This window comes from Dactylosporangium sp. NPDC049140, from assembly GCF_040648435.1.
In genome coordinates this window covers 105,788-126,398 of sequence record NZ_JBEZDS010000004.1, presented here as the reverse complement: position 1 = coordinate 126,398, position 20,611 = coordinate 105,788, and the positions used below count along the sequence as shown (strand labels likewise).

At 71.8% G+C, this 20,611-nt stretch carries 19 protein-coding genes; 8 read left to right on the top strand and 11 right to left on the bottom strand.

Going from position 1 to position 20,611, the window contains the following annotated elements; translation table 11 throughout:
- Positions 1–5 precede the first annotated feature (5 nt).
- On the top strand, positions 6–857 hold the full coding sequence (locus AB0B76_RS09435; RefSeq protein ID WP_360372066.1) for a tetratricopeptide repeat protein: 852 nt from the start codon (positions 6–8) through the stop codon (positions 855–857).
- 154 nt (positions 858–1,011) lie between these two features.
- Positions 1,012–2,097 (top strand): glycosyl hydrolase 53 family protein, encoded by a 1,086-nt coding sequence (locus tag AB0B76_RS09430; protein ID WP_360372723.1) that lies wholly within the window; start codon positions 1,012–1,014, stop codon positions 2,095–2,097.
- A 182-nt stretch (positions 2,098–2,279) separates the two neighbouring features.
- Here AB0B76_RS09430 and AB0B76_RS09425 read toward each other — a convergent pair whose 3' ends face one another.
- From AB0B76_RS09425 to AB0B76_RS09415, 3 genes are all read right to left on the bottom strand, one after another.
- Positions 2,280–2,456: a hypothetical protein gene (locus AB0B76_RS09425; protein ID WP_360372063.1), complete on the bottom strand. Its 177-nt coding sequence runs from the start codon at positions 2,454–2,456 to the stop codon at positions 2,280–2,282.
- Positions 2,457–2,647: 191 nt separating this feature from the next.
- Positions 2,648–3,205 (bottom strand): DeoR/GlpR family DNA-binding transcription regulator, encoded by a 558-nt coding sequence (locus AB0B76_RS09420; RefSeq protein WP_360372060.1) that lies wholly within the window; start codon positions 3,203–3,205, stop codon positions 2,648–2,650.
- On the bottom strand, positions 3,202–5,145 hold the full coding sequence (locus AB0B76_RS09415) for a beta-galactosidase (RefSeq protein ID WP_360372057.1): 1,944 nt from the start codon (positions 5,143–5,145) through the stop codon (positions 3,202–3,204). Before AB0B76_RS09415 ends, AB0B76_RS09420 begins: the two co-directional genes overlap by 4 nt.
- 136 nt (positions 5,146–5,281) lie before the next feature.
- On the opposite strand from AB0B76_RS09415, the gene AB0B76_RS09410 reads away from it, so the two are divergent.
- Genes AB0B76_RS09410 through AB0B76_RS09390 form a run of 5 tightly spaced genes read left to right on the top strand, consistent with a single transcriptional unit; the run spans position 5,282 to position 10,519 of the window.
- A complete protein-coding gene (locus AB0B76_RS09410) occupies positions 5,282–6,583 on the top strand; it encodes an extracellular solute-binding protein (protein ID WP_360372054.1) in 1,302 nt (433 codons plus the stop codon).
- Complete coding sequence (locus AB0B76_RS09405; RefSeq protein ID WP_360372051.1) at positions 6,580–7,473, top strand: sugar ABC transporter permease; 894 nt, start codon at positions 6,580–6,582, stop codon at positions 7,471–7,473. Before AB0B76_RS09410 ends, AB0B76_RS09405 begins: the two co-directional genes overlap by 4 nt.
- Positions 7,470–8,300, top strand: coding sequence for a carbohydrate ABC transporter permease (locus AB0B76_RS09400; protein WP_360372048.1), 831 nt, complete (start codon positions 7,470–7,472; stop codon positions 8,298–8,300). Before AB0B76_RS09405 ends, AB0B76_RS09400 begins: the two co-directional genes overlap by 4 nt.
- Positions 8,301–8,331: 31 nt before the next feature.
- The gene (locus tag AB0B76_RS09395) at positions 8,332–9,366 is read left to right on the top strand and encodes a LacI family DNA-binding transcriptional regulator (protein WP_360372045.1); all 1,035 of its coding nucleotides are present in this window, start codon (positions 8,332–8,334) and stop codon (positions 9,364–9,366) included.
- Positions 9,367–9,385: 19 nt separating this feature from the next.
- Positions 9,386–10,519, top strand: coding sequence for a serpin family protein (locus AB0B76_RS09390; protein ID WP_360372042.1), 1,134 nt, complete (start codon positions 9,386–9,388; stop codon positions 10,517–10,519).
- A gap of 161 nt (positions 10,520–10,680) precedes the next feature.
- Here AB0B76_RS09390 and AB0B76_RS09385 read toward each other — a convergent pair whose 3' ends face one another.
- A complete protein-coding gene (locus AB0B76_RS09385; protein ID WP_360372039.1) occupies positions 10,681–12,333 on the bottom strand; it encodes a beta-1,3-glucanase family protein in 1,653 nt (550 codons plus the stop codon).
- Between the two features lie 149 nt (positions 12,334–12,482).
- Here AB0B76_RS09385 and AB0B76_RS09380 point away from each other — a divergent pair, with 149 nt between their 5' ends.
- Positions 12,483–13,367, top strand: coding sequence for a hypothetical protein (locus AB0B76_RS09380; protein ID WP_360372036.1), 885 nt, complete (start codon positions 12,483–12,485; stop codon positions 13,365–13,367).
- 58 nt (positions 13,368–13,425) lie between these two features.
- Here the strand turns inward: AB0B76_RS09380 and AB0B76_RS09375 are convergent, their stop codons facing one another.
- From AB0B76_RS09375 to AB0B76_RS09345, 7 genes are read right to left on the bottom strand one after another with little or no spacing between them, the layout of a single operon-like run.
- Positions 13,426–14,010, bottom strand: a complete 585-nt coding sequence (locus AB0B76_RS09375) for a hypothetical protein (protein WP_360372033.1) — start codon at positions 14,008–14,010, stop codon at positions 13,426–13,428.
- A gap of 23 nt (positions 14,011–14,033) precedes the next feature.
- Positions 14,034–14,996 carry an acetylxylan esterase gene (locus AB0B76_RS09370; RefSeq protein WP_360372030.1) on the bottom strand — a complete coding sequence of 321 codons (963 nt, stop codon included), beginning with the start codon at positions 14,994–14,996 and terminating at the stop codon, positions 14,034–14,036.
- Between the two features lie 7 nt (positions 14,997–15,003).
- Entirely contained in the window at positions 15,004–15,828 is an 825-nt protein-coding gene (locus AB0B76_RS09365; RefSeq protein ID WP_360372027.1) for a carbohydrate ABC transporter permease, read from the bottom strand.
- The gene (locus AB0B76_RS09360) at positions 15,818–16,705 is read right to left on the bottom strand and encodes a sugar ABC transporter permease (protein WP_360372024.1); all 888 of its coding nucleotides are present in this window, start codon (positions 16,703–16,705) and stop codon (positions 15,818–15,820) included. The genes AB0B76_RS09365 and AB0B76_RS09360 overlap by 11 nt, the downstream gene beginning before the upstream one ends.
- A 2-nt stretch (positions 16,706–16,707) precedes the next feature.
- On the bottom strand, positions 16,708–17,970 hold the full coding sequence (locus AB0B76_RS09355) for a sugar ABC transporter substrate-binding protein (protein ID WP_360372021.1): 1,263 nt from the start codon (positions 17,968–17,970) through the stop codon (positions 16,708–16,710).
- Positions 17,971–17,988: 18 nt separating this feature from the next.
- Positions 17,989–19,584, bottom strand: coding sequence for an FAD-dependent oxidoreductase (locus tag AB0B76_RS09350; RefSeq protein ID WP_360372018.1), 1,596 nt, complete (start codon positions 19,582–19,584; stop codon positions 17,989–17,991).
- Positions 19,581–20,582: a LacI family DNA-binding transcriptional regulator gene (locus AB0B76_RS09345; protein WP_360372015.1), complete on the bottom strand. Its 1,002-nt coding sequence runs from the start codon at positions 20,580–20,582 to the stop codon at positions 19,581–19,583. The genes AB0B76_RS09350 and AB0B76_RS09345 overlap by 4 nt, the downstream gene beginning before the upstream one ends.
- Between the last annotated feature and the right edge of the window lie 29 nt (positions 20,583–20,611).

Here is a 20,611-nt window from a genome sequence, read left to right as displayed (position 1 = left end):
GGAGCGTGGACGAGGATGAGTACGTCGAGCTGGCCCGGCGCATCAACCGGGCCGACATGATGATCGGCATCCTGCCCGAGTCGGCGGCCGGCACGGTCGTGGAGGGCCTGGGCGCCGCGGGCCGGGCCGGCAGCGCGCGGGCGTGGCGGGAGCTGGGCATGTGCTACCTGGGCCCCGACGGCGACCGGCTGCCGGCCGCACCGTGGTCGGACTGGCTGCCGTTCGACGACCCGGCCGAGCACGCGCGGGGCCGGGCGCTGCGCTGCTTCGCCGAGGCCGCCGCGCTCGGCGACCGCGAGGGCGCGCTGCTGTTCGCCCAGTGCGCCCGGGAGGCCTCGGCGCCGGCCAAGGAGGCGGCCCGCGCCTGGCTGCGCCCGCACGCCCGGGAGCATCCGGCCGCCGGGTACCAGTACGGCCTGCTGGAGCAGTGGCTGGGCAACCCCGGCGCGGCGGTCGAGCACCACCTGCGCGCCGCGGAGCAGGGCGACGCGGATGCGGCCTTCGAGCTGTACGTCCTGTTCTCCACCGGCGCCGGCGTGGAGCGTGACAACGCCGAGGCGGCCCGCTGGCTGCACTGGGCCGCGGAGCTGGGTCAGCCGCGGGCGCTGTACAACCTCGGCGCCGCCCACGCGACCGGCAACGGCGCGGTCCACGACCCGCGGCTCGCCGTCATCTACTACGAGCGCGCGGCGCGGGCCGGCAACGGGCGGGCCGCGGCCACGCTCGGCGTCATGTACCTCATGGGCAGCGACGTCCAGGGGGACGAGGAGCGCGCCGCGGAGTGGCTGGACCGCGCCGACGACCTCGGCCACCCGGTCGACGAGTGGCTGGCTCAGCTCGGCTTACAAAGACCATGATCGAAAACATGGAACCACCAAGGGCGACCGGCCGTGAACGGTCCCACAATCAATCAACATCTGTCATTGGGTTGACACCGCGGAGAAGGCCTCCGAAGACTGGGAGCGCTCACAGGAGCACCCCAGCAAAGGAGAGCCCGTGCGAAGAACCGCCATCGTCGCCGCCGTGGCACTCGGCGCCGCCATCGCCGTCAGCAACGCCGCCCCCGCCGCCGCGGCCACCATCAGCATGCGCGGCGCCGACGTGTCGTCGCTGCAGCGCAGCCTCGACCTCGGCGCGAAGTACTACAACGCGTCCGGCACCGCCGCCGACCCGCTCGACATCCTCAAGGGCGTCGGGGTCAACTACGTGCGCCTGCGCGTCTGGAACAGCCCGCCGAGCGGCTACAACAACCTCGCCAAGGTGCTGATCCAGGCGAAGGCCGCGAAGGCCAAGGGCCTGCAGGTGATGATCGACTTCCACTACTCGGACACGTGGGCGGACCCGGGCAAGCAGTACAAGCCGGCCGCCTGGGCGTCGCACAACATCTCGGCGCTGCAGACCGACGTGTACAACTACACGCTGTCCGTGTGCAACGCGCTCAAGGCCCAGGGGACCACGCCCGACAGCGTGCAGATCGGCAACGAGATCAACGTCGGCATGCTGTGGAACGACGGCAAGGTCGTCAACAACGACTTCACGAACCTGAGCCTGCTGCTCAAGTCCGGGTACAACGCGACGAAGGCCTGCAACAGCGCCACGAACGTCATCATCCACACCGCGGACGCCGACAGCGACGCCCACGCGCGCTGGTTCTACGACGGCATCCGGGCCAAGGGCGTGACCTGGGACATCACCGGGCTGTCGTACTACTGCATGTGGCACGGCACCCTGGCGAACCTGTCCTCGGTCATCAACGACGTGCGGACCCGGTACGGCAAGCCGGTCATCCTGGCCGAGACCGCGTACCCGTTCACGGCCGCCAACGCCGACTCCGAGCCGAACGCGATCGGCGGCTCGGCCCCGTGCTCCGGCTACCCGGCCACGTGGCAGGGCCAGGGCGCGGAGTTCACCGCCGTGCAGAACACGGCCCGCTCGGCCGGCGCGGTCGGGGTCTTCTACTGGGAGCCGACCTGGTACGCCATCCAGGGCAACGGCTGGGACCCGGCGAACATGAACGGCACCGGCGACCAGTGGGACAACATGACCCTGTTCGACTGGACCGGGCACATCAACCCGAACGTGAGCTGGAAGGCGTAGCACAAAAAAAGCAACGCGCAGCGCGGAAGTTTCACGACGGGCCGGCGTGTGCGGCGCCGGCCCGCAGCCACTGCACGTACGGGTCGTCCGGCCCGAGGTACGAACGCGGCAACGGCGTCCCCGGCCGCGAACGCCCGCTCCAAGGCCCCGTTCAGCTCGAGCAGCCGTGCGATCTTCGTGCCCTAGCCGGGCGCATCCCCGGCCGTGCGCAGGTTCCAGTCGTCGCTGCCGCTGTGGAAGCCGAAGCCGGCCGGCGGCGCGACCCGGCCCCAGAGCTGGGTGAGCTCGCCGGCGCCGGTCTCGCGCGCGTACGCCACCCGGCGCCCGGTCGCGGCCCGCACCTCGATCGCGAAGGACACCTGCCCGGGAACGTGGCCCCCTCGCCGACGAACCCGACCGCGACGATCCCGTCCTCGGGCAGCTCACGGGGCAGCGCCTCGTCGAAGCCCAGCGCGCGCAGCCGCGGCACGACCTGCGTGGCGAGCATCTCCTCGTAGGCGGCGCGGACTTCGGACGGCATGAACCCCATCATATGGGGAAGAAACGGCGGTTACAGGCTGATTCGCCGACGAGCCCGGCGCAGCATGGCCCGGTCGGTCGCGGCGGCGAGCTCGTCGCCGGCCGTGCCCGGCTCCACGAACGCGATGTCGAGGTGCAGCCCCCGCAGCGTCTGCTCGGCGAGCGGCCCGGCGTGGCTGCCCGTCGGGGTCCGCACGCCGCCGACCAGCAGCAGGGTGACGGTGTCACCCCGCACCGCCCGGGCCACCGCGAGCATCGGCGTCACCAGGGTCAGCGCGGGCACGTCGGCGACGAGGGCGGCCAGCCGCGGCCCGAGGCGCCGCCCGGAGATCCCGATCGCCATGCCCGGCTCGACCAGGGCGGCCGCGGCCCGGACATCGCCCAGTGCGGGGTCCGGGACCGGGACGGGCGTCAGGGGTACCGCACCGCCGTGCACCCGCCGCAGCAGGCCGCGCTCGGCGAGGGCGGACAGGTCGCGGCGGATGGTGGGGATGGAGACGTGGAAGCGCCGGCTCAGCTCGCGCAGCCCGACCCCGCCGCGCTGCCGGGCCGCGGCCAGGATCTCGGCCCGGCGCATCTCGATGATCACGGTCCGGCCCCCTCCACACGAATCACCGCCACCTCCCCGGCGGGCACGGCCACCCCGCGGACCTCGGCCGCCTCGGCGCCGTGGTTGATGGCGAACAGATGGGGCGGCCGGTGTACCAGCTCCACTGTGGACGGTACCGCGGGCCGCGCGCCCAGCCCCGCGTCGGCGTACACCCGCTCCAGCAGCCGGCCGAGGTCGGCGTCGGCAAGGCGGGTCGAGACGTACCACGCGACGCCGGCGCCCCGCTCGTGCCGGGTGACCGCCGGGCCGCCCGGCGCCGGTCCGTCCACATAGGAAAGAACCGGAGAAGCCCCCGCCAGTTGTACGTCCTCCGCCCAGACATCCGCGGCCGAGCCGTCGGAGAGCAGCACCCGTTCGCCCGCGCGCAGCGGCAGGAACTCCTCCACCGTCACGCCGAGCACTTCGCGCAGCGAGCCCGGGTACGGCCCGTCGGGCACGGTGTCGTTGGCGTCCACCACGCCGGAGAAGTACGACACCACGAGCGTGCCGCCGCCCGACACGTACGCGTCGAGGTTCTTGGCGGCCGCGGCGGTGGTGAGGTACAGCGACGGCACCACGACGAGCGGGTAGCGCCCGAGGTCCGCCTCCGGGTGCACGAAGTCGGCGGTGAGGTGCGCCTCCCACAGCCGGGCGTAGTACGCCTCGACCCGTTCCCGGAACGTCACGTCGACCGACGGGCGCCACTCCAGCTCCAGCGCCCACCACGCCTCCCAGTCCCAGACCACCGCGACGTCGGCCGCGACCCGGGTGCCGCGCAGCCCGCCGAGGCCGGCCAGCCGGGTGCCCAGCTCGGTGACCTCGCGCCAGATCCGGGTGCCGGTGCCGGCCTGCGGCAGCATCGCCGAGTGGAACTTCTCGGCCCCGAAGCGCGAGGCCCGCCACTGGAAGAACATGACGCCGTCGGCGCCGCGGGCCACGTGGGCGAGGCTGTTGCGGGCCAGCTCGCCGGGGCGTTTGGCGATGTTGCGCGGCTGCCAGTTCACCGCGCTCGTGGAGTGCTCCATGAGCAGCCAGGGCGCGCCCCCGGCGAGGCTGCGGGTGAGGTCGGCGCACATCGCGAGCTCGACGTGGCGGTCGTGGCGCTCGGAGGCGAGGTAGTGGTCGTTGGCCACGATGTCGACCTCGCCGGCCCACTTCCAGTAGTCGACCCACTTGCAGTTGGCGATCATGAAGTTGGTCGTGATCGGTACCGCCGCCGAGTGCGAGCGCAGCATGTCGCGCTCGCGCCGGTAGTTGGCCAGGTGGGTGTCGGAGCAGAAGCGCAGGTAGTCCAGCTGCTGGGCCGGGTTGACGGCGGTGGGGGCGAGCCGCGGCGGCTCGATCTCGTCCCACTCGCCGTAGCGCTGGCCCCAGAAGGCGGTGCCCCAGGCGGCGTTGAGCGTGCCCAGGTCGCCGTGGCGCTCGCGCAGCCAGACCCGGAACGCCTCGGCGCAGGTGTCGCAGTAGCAGTGCGCGTTGACCCCGGCGAACTCGTTGTGCACGTGCCACAGCACGAGGGCCGGGTGGTCGCCGTAGCGGCGGCCGAGCTGCTCGGCGATGCCGGCGGCGGCCGCGGCGTACTGCGGCGAGCTCGGGCAGAAGCTCTGCCGCCCGCCCTGGCCGAGCGTGTGCCCGGCCCGGTCGACGAGCCGGGCGCCGGGGTGGCGCTTGGCGAACCAGGGTGGCGGGGCGGCGGTCGGCGTGCCGAGGTCGACGCGGATGCCGGCGTCGTGGAGCAGGTCGAGGACCCGGTCGAGCCAGCCGAAGGTGTACTCCCCCGGCGCCGGCTCGAGCAGCGCCCAGCTGAAGATGCCGACGCTGACCAGGTTGACGCCGGCCTCGCGCATGAGGGCGACGTCCTCGGCCCATACCTCCTCGGGCCACTGCTCGGGGGCGTAGTCCCCGCCGTAGGCGAGGCCGTCCAGCCGCCAATCCCCCATAGCCGTGCTCCTGACCGTGAACGTTCCCAGACTCCGAAGACGCACTCTAGCGCAGAACCGATCCCTTGACACCGTGCTTTGCCGGGCCAAAACTGTGAACGCTCCCAGTCATACACCCCCACTGTTGGAGACCCTCATGAAGCGCACGACGCGCGCTCTTCTCGCGACCGCGGCGGCCGGTTCGCTGCTGCTCGCCGCGGCCGGCTGCTCCGGCTCGGACGACGACTCATCGGCATCCGGCGGCAAGGTCGAGCTGACCTTCTGGTCCTGGGTACCGGGCATCGACAAGGTCGTGAACCAGTGGAACACGGCCCACCCCGACATCCATGTGACCGTCAGCAAGCAGGCGCAGGGCGACGAGGAGGTCACCAAGGTCCTCACCGCCAACAAGGCCGGCAACCCGCCGGACCTCTTCCAGGCCGAGTACCAGGCCCTGCCGACCCTCGTGAGCAACAGCGCGGCCGGCGACATCTCGAAGTACACCGGCGACGCCAAGTCGAAGTTCGCCCCGGGCGTGTGGAGCACGATCACGCTGGGCACGGACGCCGTCTACGCGATCCCGCAGGACTCGGGCCCGATGATGCTCTACTACCGCCAGGACGTCTTCGCCCAGCTCGGGCTCAAGGTGCCGACCACCTGGGACGAGTTCGCGCAGACCGCGAAGCAGGTGCGGCAGAAGGACCCGAAGCGGTACCTCACCACGTTCTCCTCCGGCGACCCGGGCTGGTTCGCCGGCCTCGCCCAGCAGGCCGGCGCGAAGTGGTTCGGCATCTCCGGCGACACCTGGAGCGTCCACGTCGACGACTCGGCCACCAAGAAGGTCGCCGACTTCTGGGGCGGCCTGGTCGCCTCCGGTGACATCGACAAGCAGCCGATGTACACCCCCGAGTGGAACAAGGCGCTCAACGACGGCACGCTCATCGCCTGGCCCAGCGCCGTCTGGGGCCCCGGCGTGCTGTCCGGGAACGCTCCCGACACGGCGGGCAAGTGGGCCATCGCCGAGCTGCCGCAGTGGAGCGCCGGCGAGCACAAGACCGGCAGCTGGGGCGGCTCCTCGACCGCGGTCGCGGCCAAGAGCAAGCACCAGAAGGAGGCGGCCGAGTTCGCGATCTGGCTCAACACCGACACCGCCGCGGTCACCGGGCTCATCACCGAGGGCGGCATCTACCCCGCCGCCACCGCCGCGCAGTCGGGCGGCGCGCTGGCCAAGCCGCCGGCGTTCTTCAGCAACCAGCCCGAGTTCTACACGCTCGCGCAGACCATCGCCGGCACGGCCGCCGGGGTCACCTGGGGGCCGAACGTGAACGTCACGTACGCCACCTACAAGGACGCCTTCGGCAAGGCCATCACCGACAAGACGCCGTTCCCGGGAGCGCTCACGGCGATGCAGCAGTCCACCGTGGACGACCTGAAGAAGAACGGCTTCAAGGTCGGATGAGACACCGGGTCCCGTACGCGTTCCTGTCGCCCGCCATCGTGCTGTTCGTGCTGTTCATGGTGGTGCCGATCGGCTACACGGGGTACCTCTCGCTGCGCCGGGTCCAGGTGAGGGGCCTGGGCCTCGGCGCGGCCGCCCGGGTGGAGTCATGGGCCGGGCTCGCCAACTACCGCGCCGTATTCGCCGACGGGGAGTTCTGGCACAGTGCCGTGCGGGTCCTCATCTACGGCTGCCTGCTCGTGCCGACGATGCTCGGCCTGGCCCTGCTCTTCGCGCTGCTCCTGGACCTGCCCCGGGCCCGGGCCCGGCGGTTCTCGCGGGTGGCGATCTTCATGCCGTACGCGGTGCCGGCGGTGATCGCGAGCCTGATGTGGGGCTTCATGTACCTGCCGTCGGTCGGCCCGGGCCAGTACCTGCTCACCCGGGCCGGCCAGCACCCCGTCGACCTGCTCGGCCCGACCAGCATCTACTTCTCCGTCGCCAACATCGCGCTGTGGGGCGGCACCGGGTTCAACATGATCGTGCTGTTCACGGCGCTGCGGGCCGTGCCGACCGAGCTCTACGAGGCGGCCCGCATCGACGGCGCCACCGAGTGGCAGATCGCCCGGAAGATCAAGATCCCGATGCTGACCCCGGCGCTGATCATGACGTCGGTGTTCTCGCTCATCGCGACCGTGCAGGTGTACAGCGAGCCGACCACCCTGCGCCCGCTGACCAACGCGCTCCCGTCGAACTGGACCCCGCTCATGAAGATCTACCAGGACGCGTTCGCGCGCGACGACATCCACACCGCCGCGGCCGCCTCGGTCGTCGTCGCCGCGGCCACGCTCGTGCTGTCGTTCGGCTTCCTGCGCCTCGTGCAGCGCCGGGCCTTCGGGGCGGAGTCATGAGGCGGTTCGCGGTACTGCCCTCGTTCGTGCTGGTGCTGGGCGCGCTGTACTGCCTGCTGCCGATCGTGTGGGTGGTGACCGCGTCGACGAAGACCAACGGCGAGCTGTTCCGCACGTTCACGCTCGCCCCCGGCACCGCGCTGCTGGACAACATCGGCGACCTTTCGCGGTACCAGGGCGGCATCTATTGGCAGTGGATCCTCAACACGGCGCTCTACGCCGGAGTGGGGGCGCTGCTGTCGACGGCCGTGTCGGCGATCAGCGGGTACACGCTCGCGAAGTACCGGTTCCCGGGCCGTGACACGGTCTTCAACGTGCTGCTCGCCGGGGTGCTGGTGCCCGCGGTGGTGCTGGCGATCCCGCAGTACCTGCTGCTGGCGAGCCTGCACCTGACCGACACGTACTGGTCCGTGCTGCTGCCGAGCATCCTCAGCCCGTACGGCATCTACCTCGCGCGCATCTACGCCGCCGCGGCCGTGCCGGACTCGCTGGTCGAGGCGGCCCGCACCGACGGGGCCGGGGACCTGCGCATCTTCGCCAGCGTCGCCGTGCCGTCCATGGTCCCCGGGCTGGTGACCGTGTTCCTCTTCCAGTTCGTGGCCATCTGGAACAACTTCCTGCTGCCGTTCATCATGCTGACGTCCGACGACCGGTTCCCGGTCACGGTCGGCCTATACACCATGTTGAAGCAGGGCAACACCACACCGGTGCTGTACACGCTCGTAGTGACCGGCGCACTACTGTCCATCACGCCGTTGGTCCTGCTATTTCTCACTTTGCAACGGTACTGGCGCGTTGACCTGCTGTCCGGCGCCGTGAAGGGCTGAGCGGGCCGCGCCGGTGTTGCAGAATGGCGGCGTGCCAGAACCTCGCGAGACCCGACGTCGCCCCGCCCGCCGCCCCACGATCAACGACGTGGCGGCGGCGGCCGGGGTGAGCCGGGGCACGGTGTCCCGGGTCCTCAACGGCGGCCGCGACGTCAGCGACGCCGCCCAGGAGGCGGTCGAGCGCGCCGTGCGCAAGACCGGCTACGTCGTCAACCAGCACGCGCGGAGCCTGGTGACCCAGCGCTCCCAGTCGGTGGCGTTCATCCTGTCCGAGCCGCAGGAGCGCCTCTTCGAGGACCCGAACTTCAACGTGCTGCTGCACAGCTGCACCCAGGCCCTGGCCAAGCACGACATCACCCTGCTGCTGACCCTGGCGAGCAGCCTCGAAGACCGCAAGCGCCTTGGGCGGTACCTCACCGGAGGCCACGTCGACGGCGCGCTGCTCGTCTCCACGCACAGCGGCAACCCGCTCATCCCCGAGCTGCTCGCCCGCGGCCTGCCCGTCGTGGTCTGCGGCAAGCCGCTGGGCTACGAGCGCCAGGCCGCCTACGTGGCCGCCGACGACCGCGACGGGGCCCGGCAGATGGTGACGTACCTGCGCTCGACCGGCCGCCGCCGCATCGCGACCATCACCGGCCCGCTGGACACCTCCGGCGGCGTGGAGCGGCTGGCCGGCTACCGCGAGGCCCTGGCCCTGGACAGCACGGAGGCCCCCGGGCTCATCGCGCACGGCGACTACACCCGCGCCGGCGGCGAGGCGGCCATGCTGCGGCTGATCGCCGACAACCCCGACCTCGACGCCGTGTTCGTGGCCTCCGACCTGATGGCCGCGGGCGCGCTGAACGCGCTGCACCGGGCGGGCCTGCGGGTCCCGGCCGACGTGGCCGTCGGCGGGTTCGACGACAGCCAGATCGCGACGAACACGCAGCCGCCGCTGACCACGATCCGCCAGTCGTACCCGCGCATCGGCGCCGAGATGGTGCGCCTGCTGCTGAGCCAGGTCGAGGGCGACAGCCCGGCCGCGGTGATCATCCCGACCGAGCTGGTGGTGCGCGAGTCGGCGTGAGCCGCCGTAGGCTGCGGGCATGACGACCGCGAACGCCAACGCCCTCACCGCCCGCTGGGCGTCCACAGTGGACGACAACGGCACCGTGCTGTCCGGCGCCGGCGTGTACGTGCTCCTGGCGCTGCTCGCCCCCTTCGCCGCCGGTCCGGCCGGCGAGGAGCTCCTGGCCGTCGCGCCCGAGCCGCTGGGCCTGCCGGACTCGCCCACCACCCGGATGGCGACCGCGGTCTGGTCGCGCGCCGAGGTGCCGCTGACCCCCGAGTTCACCGCCGCCGTCCCACCCGCCCGGCGCGGCGCGCTCACCGGCGACCCCGCGGCCGACCAGCCGCTGCTCGACGCGTGGGCCGCGGAGCAGACCGCCGGCGCGGTCCCGGCCCTGCCCGTCCGGGTCGGCGAGGACACCCTCATGGTGCTGGCCAGCGCGCTGTCGGTCCGTACGGCCTGGGCCGAGCCGTTCGACGACGGCGTGCAGCGGCCCGGGTCCGGCCCCTGGGCCGGGCGCGCCCTGGCCGGCCTGAACCGCCGCACGCGCGGGGCCGGGGCGCTGCGCGCGCTGCGGGTCGCGGACACCCCGGCGGGAGCGGTCACGCTGCTGACCGTCGCGGGCGCCGAGGACGTGGACGTCGTGCTGGCCCTGGGCGAGACGGACCAACCGCCGGCGGCGGTACTACCGGCGGCGATCAACGCGCTCACAACGACGGACGCGGCCGCCTTCGACCCTGCGCGGGCTGCGCCCGGGGTTGCCGTGCGCGAGGTGGACGCCACCGATGACGTGCCGGAGCTGGACGTGAGCACCGTGCGGTTCCGGGTCGGCGGGTCGCACGACCTGCTCGAGCGGGCCGGCGTCTTCGGGCTGCGCGCCGCCACCGACTCCAGCACCGGGCACTTTCCCGGGGTCAGCCCCGTGCCGCTGGCCGTGTCGCAGGCCCGGCAGGACGCGGTCGCCGAGTTCGGGGCCACCGGGTTCGAGGCCTCCGCGGTCACCGCGTTCGCCTTGCGCCTCGCCGGGGCCTTCTTCCCCGAGCGCACCCACCGCCGGCAGGTCGTCAGCGTCGTGTTCGACCGGCCGTTCGGGTTCGTCGCCGTGCACCGTGCGACCGGCCTGGTCCTCGTGGCCGGCTGGGTCACCGAGCCCGAGCGGTTCCAGGACTGAGCCGTTCCACGACTGAGCCGTTCCACGACTTGGGCGGATCCCAGGATGCCCGGGACATTCCCAGCCCGGCCTCATACCTGGGAACGGCACGGTCGCCCGACCCGAGCCGTTGCAGGGATGAGCCCCGGGACCGTTCCGGCCCGGGGCTCATCCTCCGATCGTCAGGACTGGGCGGTCAGCCGGAACGACTGGGCGCCCGTGCCGTTGCACGTCCACTGCTGCAACTGCACGCTGTCCGCCGTCGAGGCGCTCGGCACGTCCAGGCACTTGCCGCTGTTGCGGCTGACGAAGTGGTAGTACCCGCCGCCCTCGGAGACCGGCAGCCACTGCTGGTTGGTGCCGCCCCCGTACGCCCACAGGTGTACGACCGCCCCGTCCGCGGTGGAGACGCCGTCGACGTCGAGCACCTGGGCCGAGTTGTTGCGGTTGTTCACGCGCACGTAGCCGCCGCTCGTCGGCTGGAACAGGTACTGCTGCGCATAGGTGTTGTTGCAGGTGTACTGCTGGATCGCGGTGCCGTTCGCGGTGCCCGACGAGCGGGCGTCGACGCACTTGCCGCTGGTCTTGTTCACCGTGCTGTACCAGGTGGTGGACGAGATCGGACCGCCGCCGCCACCGCCGGCCCCGAACGGGCTCAGGATGATCGAGGCCGCGCGCGGGTCGGAGTCGGTGACGAGCGACTCGAAGTGCCCGACGTCGTCGAACGGGAACGCGTACGCCCGCCCGTCGGCCATGTTCGCGTGGATGATGCGCGCGTACTGGTTCGTCGGGTTGTTCTTGTAGAAGCCGGCCGCGTTGAGGTCCGGCTGGGTGTCGACCGTGCCGAGCGTGCCCCGGTTCAGCGCCGCGCACAGCGTGCGCGAGATCGGGCCGACGACCTGGTCGTTCGGGGCCGGCAGGTTGCCCGCGCAGCCCCAGACGTCGGCGCTGCTGGGACGGTTGAACGAGGTCACCACCGCGCCCGAGGTGTTCGTGAACGTCATGGTGCTGCCCGACGTACGGCCGAAGTACTTCGTGTTCGGCTGGTCGGCGAACGGCACCACGGTGAGCGTCTTGGACGTGTACGCGTTCCAGGCCGACGTGATGTACGAGTCCATGAGCGTGGGGCTGAGCAGCCCGGCCCCGGCCGCCTTGCCCGGCGACAGCACGCGCAGCACCGTGCCGTCCGAGCGCGTGTACACGGTGTTGGCCCAGCCCGACTGCGCCTTGATCTGGTTGATGACCGCGTTGCGGCCGTCGTTGACCAGGTCGCCGGTGCGCTGGGTGGCGCCGCTCGCGCCGGTGACCGTGACCGCGTGCGGCACCGCGAACATGTCGACCTGCGAGCTGTTGATCCACAGGCCGGCGTCGTTGTACGTGAACTCGCTCCAGTCGAACAGGATGTTCTGGTTCGGGTCGCCGGACGCCCAGGGCGCGGGCTGCACCAGCCCGTCCGGGGTCAGGAAGAACTTCAGCTTCTCGCCCAGGGAGAAGTACACCCGCCCGGAGAAGCCGCGCGGGAACTGCAGTGTGGTCGAGCCGCCGTTGCCGGGGCCGGCGATCGAGACGTCCGGGGCGGGCGAGGGCGGGATCTGCCCGCCGCTCCACGCCGTGAACGTGCCGGCCGAGTTGACGTAGCCGAGGCGGCCGCTGCTGAGCTGCACGCCGAGCACGTAGAGGTAGACCGCGTCGCCGCGGCCGGTGGTGTTGGAGACGGTGACGGGCAGCAGGTTCGGGCCGACGGCATGGGCGGCCGGCGCGGCCGCGACGGCCGCGGCCGATCCGGCCAGGGCCAGCGTGCCGAGCAGCCCGAGCAGTCGTCGTCTGAGGAGCATGGCGGTGTCCTCCGTTACGGACGGGCATGAGAGAGCGCTCTCACGACGACGGTACCGAGGGCGGGATGGCGTCTTGAGAGCGCTCTCACCATATCGATCGGTAAAGATTGTTGTCAATGGAGGCCCGGCCCGTGTGGTTCGATCTCCCCGTGGACCGTTTCACCAGCTACACCGACCCCTGGCACCCGCATCCGCTGCCCGGCCCGCTCGGCGCCGGGCCCCTGCCGACCGACCCCCAGGCGGTGGTGCTCGCCGCCGTCTGGCTGCTCGCCGCCTGGTCCCCGGACGCCGCGCCCGGCTGGCGCGCCTCCTTCGCCGCGGCCGACGCCCTCGACGGCGACCCGGTGCCGGACGTGGCCGCCCTGCTCGCCGAGTGGCTGCCGGCCCCCGACGCGCGCGGCCGCGCCCTGCGCGAGTACCTCGCCGGCGAGCTCGGCAGCCAATACGTGCAGCTGCGCCACGTCCCCGCCGACGACCTCGTCCTGCTCGTGCACGACTGGAAGGACCGCACGCTGCGGCTGACGATCGCGCCCGCGCCCGCCGTGGCGCCGCCGCCCGATGGCAGCCGGCTGCCCAGCCTGATGACGCTGCTGAGCAACCAGCTCTGGCTCAACAACAACGACCCGGTGACCTTCCGCGCCTTCCTCGGCCCCCGCGACGTCGACGCGGGCCCGGGCGCCTGGTGGGCGCGCACCCGGGAGGAGGCCGACGACCAAGCGCCGGATTTCCGGGTGTACTCCCCGAGCGACATCCGCACCGCCCTGCTCAACGTGGCCCGGGGCGGCCTCAACGACCTCGGCGCCGACTGGAACGGCGAGGGCGGGTACCCGGCGCTGCCCGAGCACCACATCGCGGCCCACCTGTGCCACGACCTTCTCGACGTCCTCCTCGAGCGCGCGGAACCCGGGACCGTGCACGGCACCGGCTTCCTCCCCGTCGACTGGGACAACCAGGAGGAGGGCCCGGAGGTCGGCACCGTCGTGTTCACCGGCCCGCGGACGGTCGCCGTCCTCGACATCGACGTGAGCTGCTGAAAGAGACCTGAACAGGTCAAGGTCCCCGTCTCCGGCGGCGGCGAGGGGCGGGCGGGTGCTACGGGCGCCCGGCCCGCAACCGTCCCCGGGTCAGGCCCCACAGCACCGCGCCGTACAGCGCGATGCCCGAGCCGACGCCGGAGACGAGCCCGACGCCCGCCTCCCCGCCGCCGGCCAGGAAGACGACGAACCCGGCCGCCGCGAGGACCGTCATGGCGGTGGCGAGCCAGTGGTACATCGGGGCGCTCCAGACGTACCCGAGGCCGTAGAAGTGCAGGCCGACCACGAGCGCGACCCACGCCACGGAGACCTCGAAGCGGTGCAGCACGGCGTTGATGACGGCCAGGCCGCCGAAGAGCGCGAGCACCTCGATCGCCACGACGATCCAGTACCCGCGGCCCATGAACCGCCCCGCCCGGTCCGGCCGGGGCCCGCCCGCCGGCGCCGCCCCGCGGGGGCGCAGCACGGCGATGATGAGCGCGGCGGCGGCCAGGGCGGCGCCGACGCGCAGCACCTGCGGCCACGGGTCGTCGAGCTTGCCGCAGTTGCCGGCGATGAAGCCGGTGCCGAAGCCGGTGGCGATGATGGAGCCGATGATGTGCCCGGGCACGCGCCGCGGACCGTTGTTCTCCCCGCTGGTCACCGGGGCATGGTACCCATCAAGATCTACGGACGCAGGATCCCGGCGAGGAAGCGCAGCCGGGCCGCGTGCTGGACGGTCTCGCCGCCCTCGTGGCCGTTGAAGTGGTACACCTCGATCTGCTTCGGGCCGGCGTAGTTGTGGTAGGCGCCGTAGACCGTCGACGGCGGGCAGGTCGTGTCCATCATCGCGGCGCTGAACAGGATCGGGGCCGTCGCGCGCTTGGCGAAGTTGACGCCGTCGAAGTGCCCGAGGGTGTCGAACACGGTGTCGACGCGGTCGCGGTGGACCTTCAGGTAGCCGGCGACCTCCAGGTAGGGGCCGGTCGCGGCCCGCTCGGCGCCGCGGCGCATGTCGCACAGGAACGGCACGTCGGCCGCGGCCGCGGCGAGGTCCGGGACGAGCCCGGCGACGGCGAGGGTGAGCCCGCCGCCCTGGCTGATCCCGGTGACCGCGACCCGGGCCGGGTCGACGAGCTCGAAGCTGCGGGCCGCGTGCACGGCCCGCACCGCGTCGGTGATGACCCGGCGGTAGAAGTGCTTGGCCGGGTCGAGAATGCCCCGCGTCATGTACCCCGGGTGCTGTGGCCCGGAGCCGACCGGCTCGACGTCGCCGGTGTCGCCGCGCCGCCAGCCGCTGCCCTGCCCCCGCACGTCGATGAACAGGTGGGCGTAGCCGGCCGAGGCGTAGAGCAGGCAGTCCTCGGGCAGCCCGCGGCCGCCGTTGTACCCCGGGAACTCCACCACGCACGGCAGCGGCCCGCCGGCCCCGGCGGGCACGACGAACCAGCCCCGGACCGGCTGACCCTCGTAGCCGGGGAAGCTCACGTCGTACACCCGCAGCGTCTTGAGGCTCGTCGAGATGGGCTCGAACGAGGCCGGCCCGGTGTCGGCGTGCACCCCCGCCCAGAACTCGTCGAAGCCGGCCGGCTCCACGGCCGTGCTGCGGTAGGCGAGGCACTCCTCGTGCGTGAGGTCGGACAGCGGCACGGCGTCGTCAGCCTTTCAGTCCCGTGTGGGCGAGCCCCTCGATGAACTGGCGCTGGGCGATGACGAACACGACGAGGACCGGAATCGCGGTCAGCGTCGCCGCCGACAGCTGCACGTTCCACGCCGGCCCGCCGTAGGCGTCGACGAACTGGGTGAGCGCCTGCGGCAGCGTGAACTTCGAGGGGGTGGACAGGAACACGATCGGTTCAAGATACAGGTTCCAGCTGTGCAGGAAGGTGAAGATCGCGACCGCCCCGAGGGCCGGGCGCGACAGCGGCAGGGCGACCCGGCGGAACAGGCCGAACCGGCCCAGGCCGTCGATGCGCCCGGCCTCCTCGAGCTCGGGCGGCAGCGCGATGAAGAACTGCCGCATGATGAAGGTTGCGAGCACGCTCGGCGCGCCGAAGATGGGCACGAGGATGAGCGGCCAGTGGGTGTCGATCATGTTCCAGCGCTGGAACATCTGGAACAGCGGCACGATCGTCACCTCGCTGGGCACGAGCAGGCCGGTGAGCACGAACAGGAACAGCGCGTTCTGGCCGCGGAAGCGGATGCGGGCGAACGCGTAGCCGGCCAGCGACGACACCGCCAGCGTGCCGATGGTGCACACGACGGCGATGTACATGCTGTTGAGGTACTGCTGCGCGAACGGCTGCGCCTCGAACACCTGCTTGTAGGCGGAGAAGTCGACGCTGGACGGGATGAGCGAGGGCGGGAACTTGAAGACCTCGCTCACCGGCTTCACCGACGACGTCGCCATCCACCACGTCGGGAACACGAACGGGATGGCCAGGACGCACAGCAGCCCGTAAAGAAAAGTCTTACGACTCATGGAACACCCATCGCTTGCGCATTTGCCACTGCACGGTGGTCAGGACCAGGACGATGGCGAACAGCACCAGCGAGAGCGTGGCGCCGTAGCCGAAGTGGTGGAACTGGAAGGCCTGCTGGTAGAGGTAGTAGACGAGCACCGTGGTCGAGGTGCCGGGCCCGCCCTGGGTGAGCACCGCGATCTGGGCGAACACCTGCAGCGAGCCGACCACCGTGATGATCGAGGTGAGCATGATGGTCGGGCTGATCATCGGCACGGTGATGCTGCGGAAGGCCCGCCAGGCGCTCGCCCCGTCCAGCCGGGCGGCCTCGTAAAGCCCGGACGGCACGCCCTGCAGCGCGGCCAGGAACAGCACCATGTTGAGCCCGACGTTCTTGACCACCTGCACGACGATGACCGAGATCATCGCGGTGACGTCACCGCGCAGCCAGTTCGGCCCGTGCACCCCGACGGAGTCGAGGATGCCGTTGATGCCGCCGTTGTCCTGCAGCAGGAACCCCCACACGATCGTCCACGCCACCATCGACACGACGACCGGCGAGAAGAACAGCGTGCGGAAGAAGACCGTGCCGCGCAGCCGCTGGTTGAGCAGCACGGCCAGGAGCAGGGCGAGGCTCAGGTTGAGCACGAGCAGCCCGGCCGAGAACAGGCCGGTGGCGGCGAGCACCTTCGGCAGGTTGGGGTCGTCGGCCAGCTGCCGGTAGTTGTCCCCGCCGACGAAGTTGAACTCGTCGGCGAGGACGTTCCACTCGTGCAGGCTGTACCACGCGACGAGCACCAGCGGGACGAGCACGAACAGGATCGTGCCCACCAGCTGCGGCGCGATGAACAGGTAGCCGGCCAGGTGGTCGCGCCGGCGCGTGGTCCAGAATTTCATCTTTACTTGGCCAGCAGGGGCAACAGGTGCGAGCAGACGTTGTCCAGCACGCTCTTCACGTTCGCGTCGGGCTTCCACAGCGGGTCGAGCGAGGCCCGGACGTTCTGGGCGATCTCGGCCGAGCCGGTGTGGCTGGGCTTGACCACGCCGCCGGCGATGCCGTCGACGACGACCGACTGCAGCTGCGCGGGCTTGAGCAGCGGGTTGGTCTTGGCCATGGTCTCGGCGTTGAGCTGGCTCTTGCGGGCCGGCGGGAAGTACTGCGCGAGCTTGGCGCTGTTGGCCGCGTTGGTGAAGAAGGTCAGGAAGTCCGCGGCGGTGCCGGCGTGCTTGCTCTTCTTCAGAACCCCGAGCCCGGCCTGGCCGACCACGGAGTACTTGCCCTTCGGCCCGGCCGGCAGCGGCACCAGGTCCCAGCCGAACTTCGCGTCCTTGAGCAGCGACGCCCGCGAGATCTGGGTGATGGTCATCGCCGACTGCCCGGCGAAGAAGTCGGCGGCCACGCCCGGGCCGGGCATCGCCTTGTCGGTGAAGACCGCCTTGTGCAGGGCGGTCATCGCGTCGACCATCTCCGGGGCGTTGAACCCGCACGTCTTGCCGTCGGCGCTCCAGGCCTGCGCGCCCCACCCGGTCCAGACGGTCGAGAGGTTGCTCCAGGTCTTGTAGTCGAAGTCGCGCACCACGATGCCGGCGGTGCCGTTCTTCGCGTTGACCGCGGCTCCCTCGGCGAACGCCTTGTCCCAGGTCCAGGTGCCGGCGGTGACGAGGTCGGCCGGGTTGTCCTGGCCCGCCTGCTTGAGCAGGTCGGTGTTGACGAACATGCCGAACGGGGAGGTCGAGAACGGGTACGCGTACAGCTTTCCGCCGTTCTGCCACAGCTTCGTGGCCGCCGGGGCGAGGTCGTCCGGCTGCTCGATCTTGTCCAGCGGGACCAGCGCCCCGGAGCCGACGAAGTCCGGCGCCGAGTCCTCGAGGATCCAGGCCAGGTCCGGCCCGTTGCCGCCGGCGATCTGGGTGGTGAGCGTGGTCGAGTACGACTCGAACGGCAGCGGGTCGAACTTGACGCTGACGTTCGGGTGCGCCGTTTTGTACTCGGCGGCGATGTCGTTGAACAGCTTGAGGTGGGCCTCGTTGGCCGACCAGATGGTCATGCGCAGCTCGACCGGGCCGGTCTCGGCGGCGGCGGGGGTGCTGGCGCTCTTGCCGTCGCCGCACGCGGCCAGCGCGAGCAGCGACAGGGCGGCTATCGCAACACGGAATCGCATCGAAACTCCTCGGGGGTGTCAGTATCCGGCGACGTCGGGCCAGTGCCGCTCGACGCCGTCGCGGTCCAGGCGGGCCTGGAACTCGGCCAGCAGGTTGGGGGTGTTGCGCACCGCGCGCGGGGTGCACGCGCGGTCCAGGCAGAACGCGGCCAGGGCGCCGGCGACCTCGCCCGCGTTCCACTCGACGGGATGCAGGCGGTAGGCACCGTTGGTGATGTGGGTGGTGCCGATGTTCTTGCCGGCGGGCAGCAGGTTGTCCATCCGGCGCGGGATGAGCGCGCCGAGCGGGATCTGGAAGGGGCAGCAGCCGACGTCGACGTAGTGGTCGCCGCCGGTGGAGGGGTGCAGGTCGATGCGGTACATCCCGACGCCGACCGAGTCGTGGTAGTCCACGGCGCCCTTGTCGCCGCGCACGGCGAGGGCCAGGTCCTGCTCGACGACCGTGGTCTCGGCGAGGATGCGCCGGGACTCGCGGATGTACGGGGCCTGGGCGAGCCCGTCGGCGCCGCCGGTGACGTCGCCGCGCAGCCGCAGCCCGGGGAAGCCGGTGCCGCCGTCGGGGCGCGGGGCCTCGGTCTGCAGCCAGTACAGCACCGAGAACGCCTGCTCCCGGGCCGCGGCCAGGTGCTCGGCGGCATCGGGCACGTCGATGACCGGGTGCTCGAAGTAGTCGAGCATCGGCCAGTTCACCAGGCAGATGTCGCTGTCGTAGGCGTCCGGGGCGAAGAGCCCGCGGGCGGCGATGCGCCGGAACGTCCACAGGTTGTGGTCGCCGGGGTTGCGGCGCTGGTCGGCGTCGACGGCGAGCGGGTCGTCGCCGGGGTTGGGGTCGAACACCCGCTCGGTCGGCAGCAGCGTGCGGGGGCTCGGCGCGCGGAACGACAGCAGCGGGCCGCCCCAGAACGGCGGGGTGTAGTCGCGCCAGAAGTCGTAGCGGGCCGGGCGGTCGATGGTGTGGTCGCCGTCGACGTGGTCGACCGCGAAGCACACCGAGACCGCCTGCATGTTGGCCGGCTGCGCGGTGGCGGGGGCGCTCGGCTCGCCGGTGTCGGCCTGGGACTCGAAGCCGGTGACGTACTCGGTGCCGGTCAGCGGCAGCAGCTCGCCGGTCTCGGTGGCGTCGAGCACGTAGGGGGCGCTGACGTGCACCGTCGCGCCGGAGTCGCGGTGGCGCAGGGTCACGGAGGTGACCCGGTCGCCGTCGGTGGTCGCGGCCGCCGGCACGAACGGCTGCAGGACGGTCAGGGTTCCCTTGCTGCGGTACGGCGCCAGCATCGCCTCCAGCACGGCCACCGCGACCCGGGGCTCGTGGCAGAGCCGGCTCACGTGGCCCGCGCCCGGGTTCAGGTCGCGCCACGCGCGCGCCGCCGCCGTCAGCGGGTAGTGCCGCCGGTAGTAGTCGCGGATCCCGTCGCGCAGCGCGCGGTAGCTCGCCGTGACGCCGAACCGCTCCACCCAGGAGTGCTCGTCGGGCGGCACCGCCTGACTGGTGAGCTGACCGCCGATCCAGTCGTACTCCTCGGTGAGCACGACCCGCCGGCCCGCCCGCAGTGCCGCGAGCGCCGCGGCCACGCCGCCGAGCCCGCCCCCGACGACCAGGACATCAGTGTTCATTTCCATCTTTCTTCCAGGGTGGTGCCGGGAATGAGCTCGCAGGGCAGCAGCCGCTGCCGGCGCGTCTTGGTACCGTCGATCAGGGCGGTGAGCACCTCCAGGGCCTGGGCGCCCATCTCGCGCCGGGGTATGGCGAAGCCGGTGAACTGCGTGCCGGTCGGGTCGGTGACGTGCCGGGTGGGCTGGCCCAGGGTGATGATCGAAACGTCGGACGCTCGGATCTCACCGGCCAGGGCCACGCCGTCGCTGTGCTCCTCGGCGAACACGACAGTCGCGCCGCTGGACAGCACCGCGCCGAGGTCGTCGGCCGGCAGGTGCACGCTGTCGACGCCGGCCGCGGCCACGCCCCGGTCGAAGCCCGCCTTGCGATCGGCGTGCGACTCCGGCCCCTCCCCCTGGCCCATGTACGCCAGGCGCGTGTGCCCGAGCCCGACCGCCCGCCGGACGAGCGCCTCGGTCGCGCCGGCGTAGTCGGCCCCGACGTACGGCACCGGCCCCCCGGCGTCGTCGCGCCGGCCGACCGACACGAACGGGAACCCGTCCGCGACCAGCCGGGCCAGCTCGTCGCGGTCGAGCGAACGGCCCAGCAGGATGCAGCCGTCGGCCAGCCGCAGCCGGTTGCCCTCGTGGAAGATGCGCCGCCGCCCGTCCACCACCGGGGCGCTGGTCAGCAGGAGCAGGTCGCTGCCCAGGGCCTCGGCCTGCTCCTCGATGCCGACCAGGAACGGGTGGTAGAAGTCGCTGTTGCCGGCCGGGAACACCGGCTCGTAGGTGAACACGCCGATGATCCGGTTGTCCCGCGCGGCGAGCCGGCGGGCGATGGGGTCGGCGACGTACCCGCTGTCGCGGATCGCCTGCAGCACCCGCTCGCGGGTGTCCGGGGCGATGCGCACGTCGCCGTCCGAGCGCCCGTTGAGCACGAGCGACACGGTCGCCTGGCTGACGCCGGTCATGCGGGCGATGTCCCGCTGGGTCAGGCGCCTGGGAGTTCCGGTCACGTGGCCGTCCGTTCCGTGCTAATGCGCAT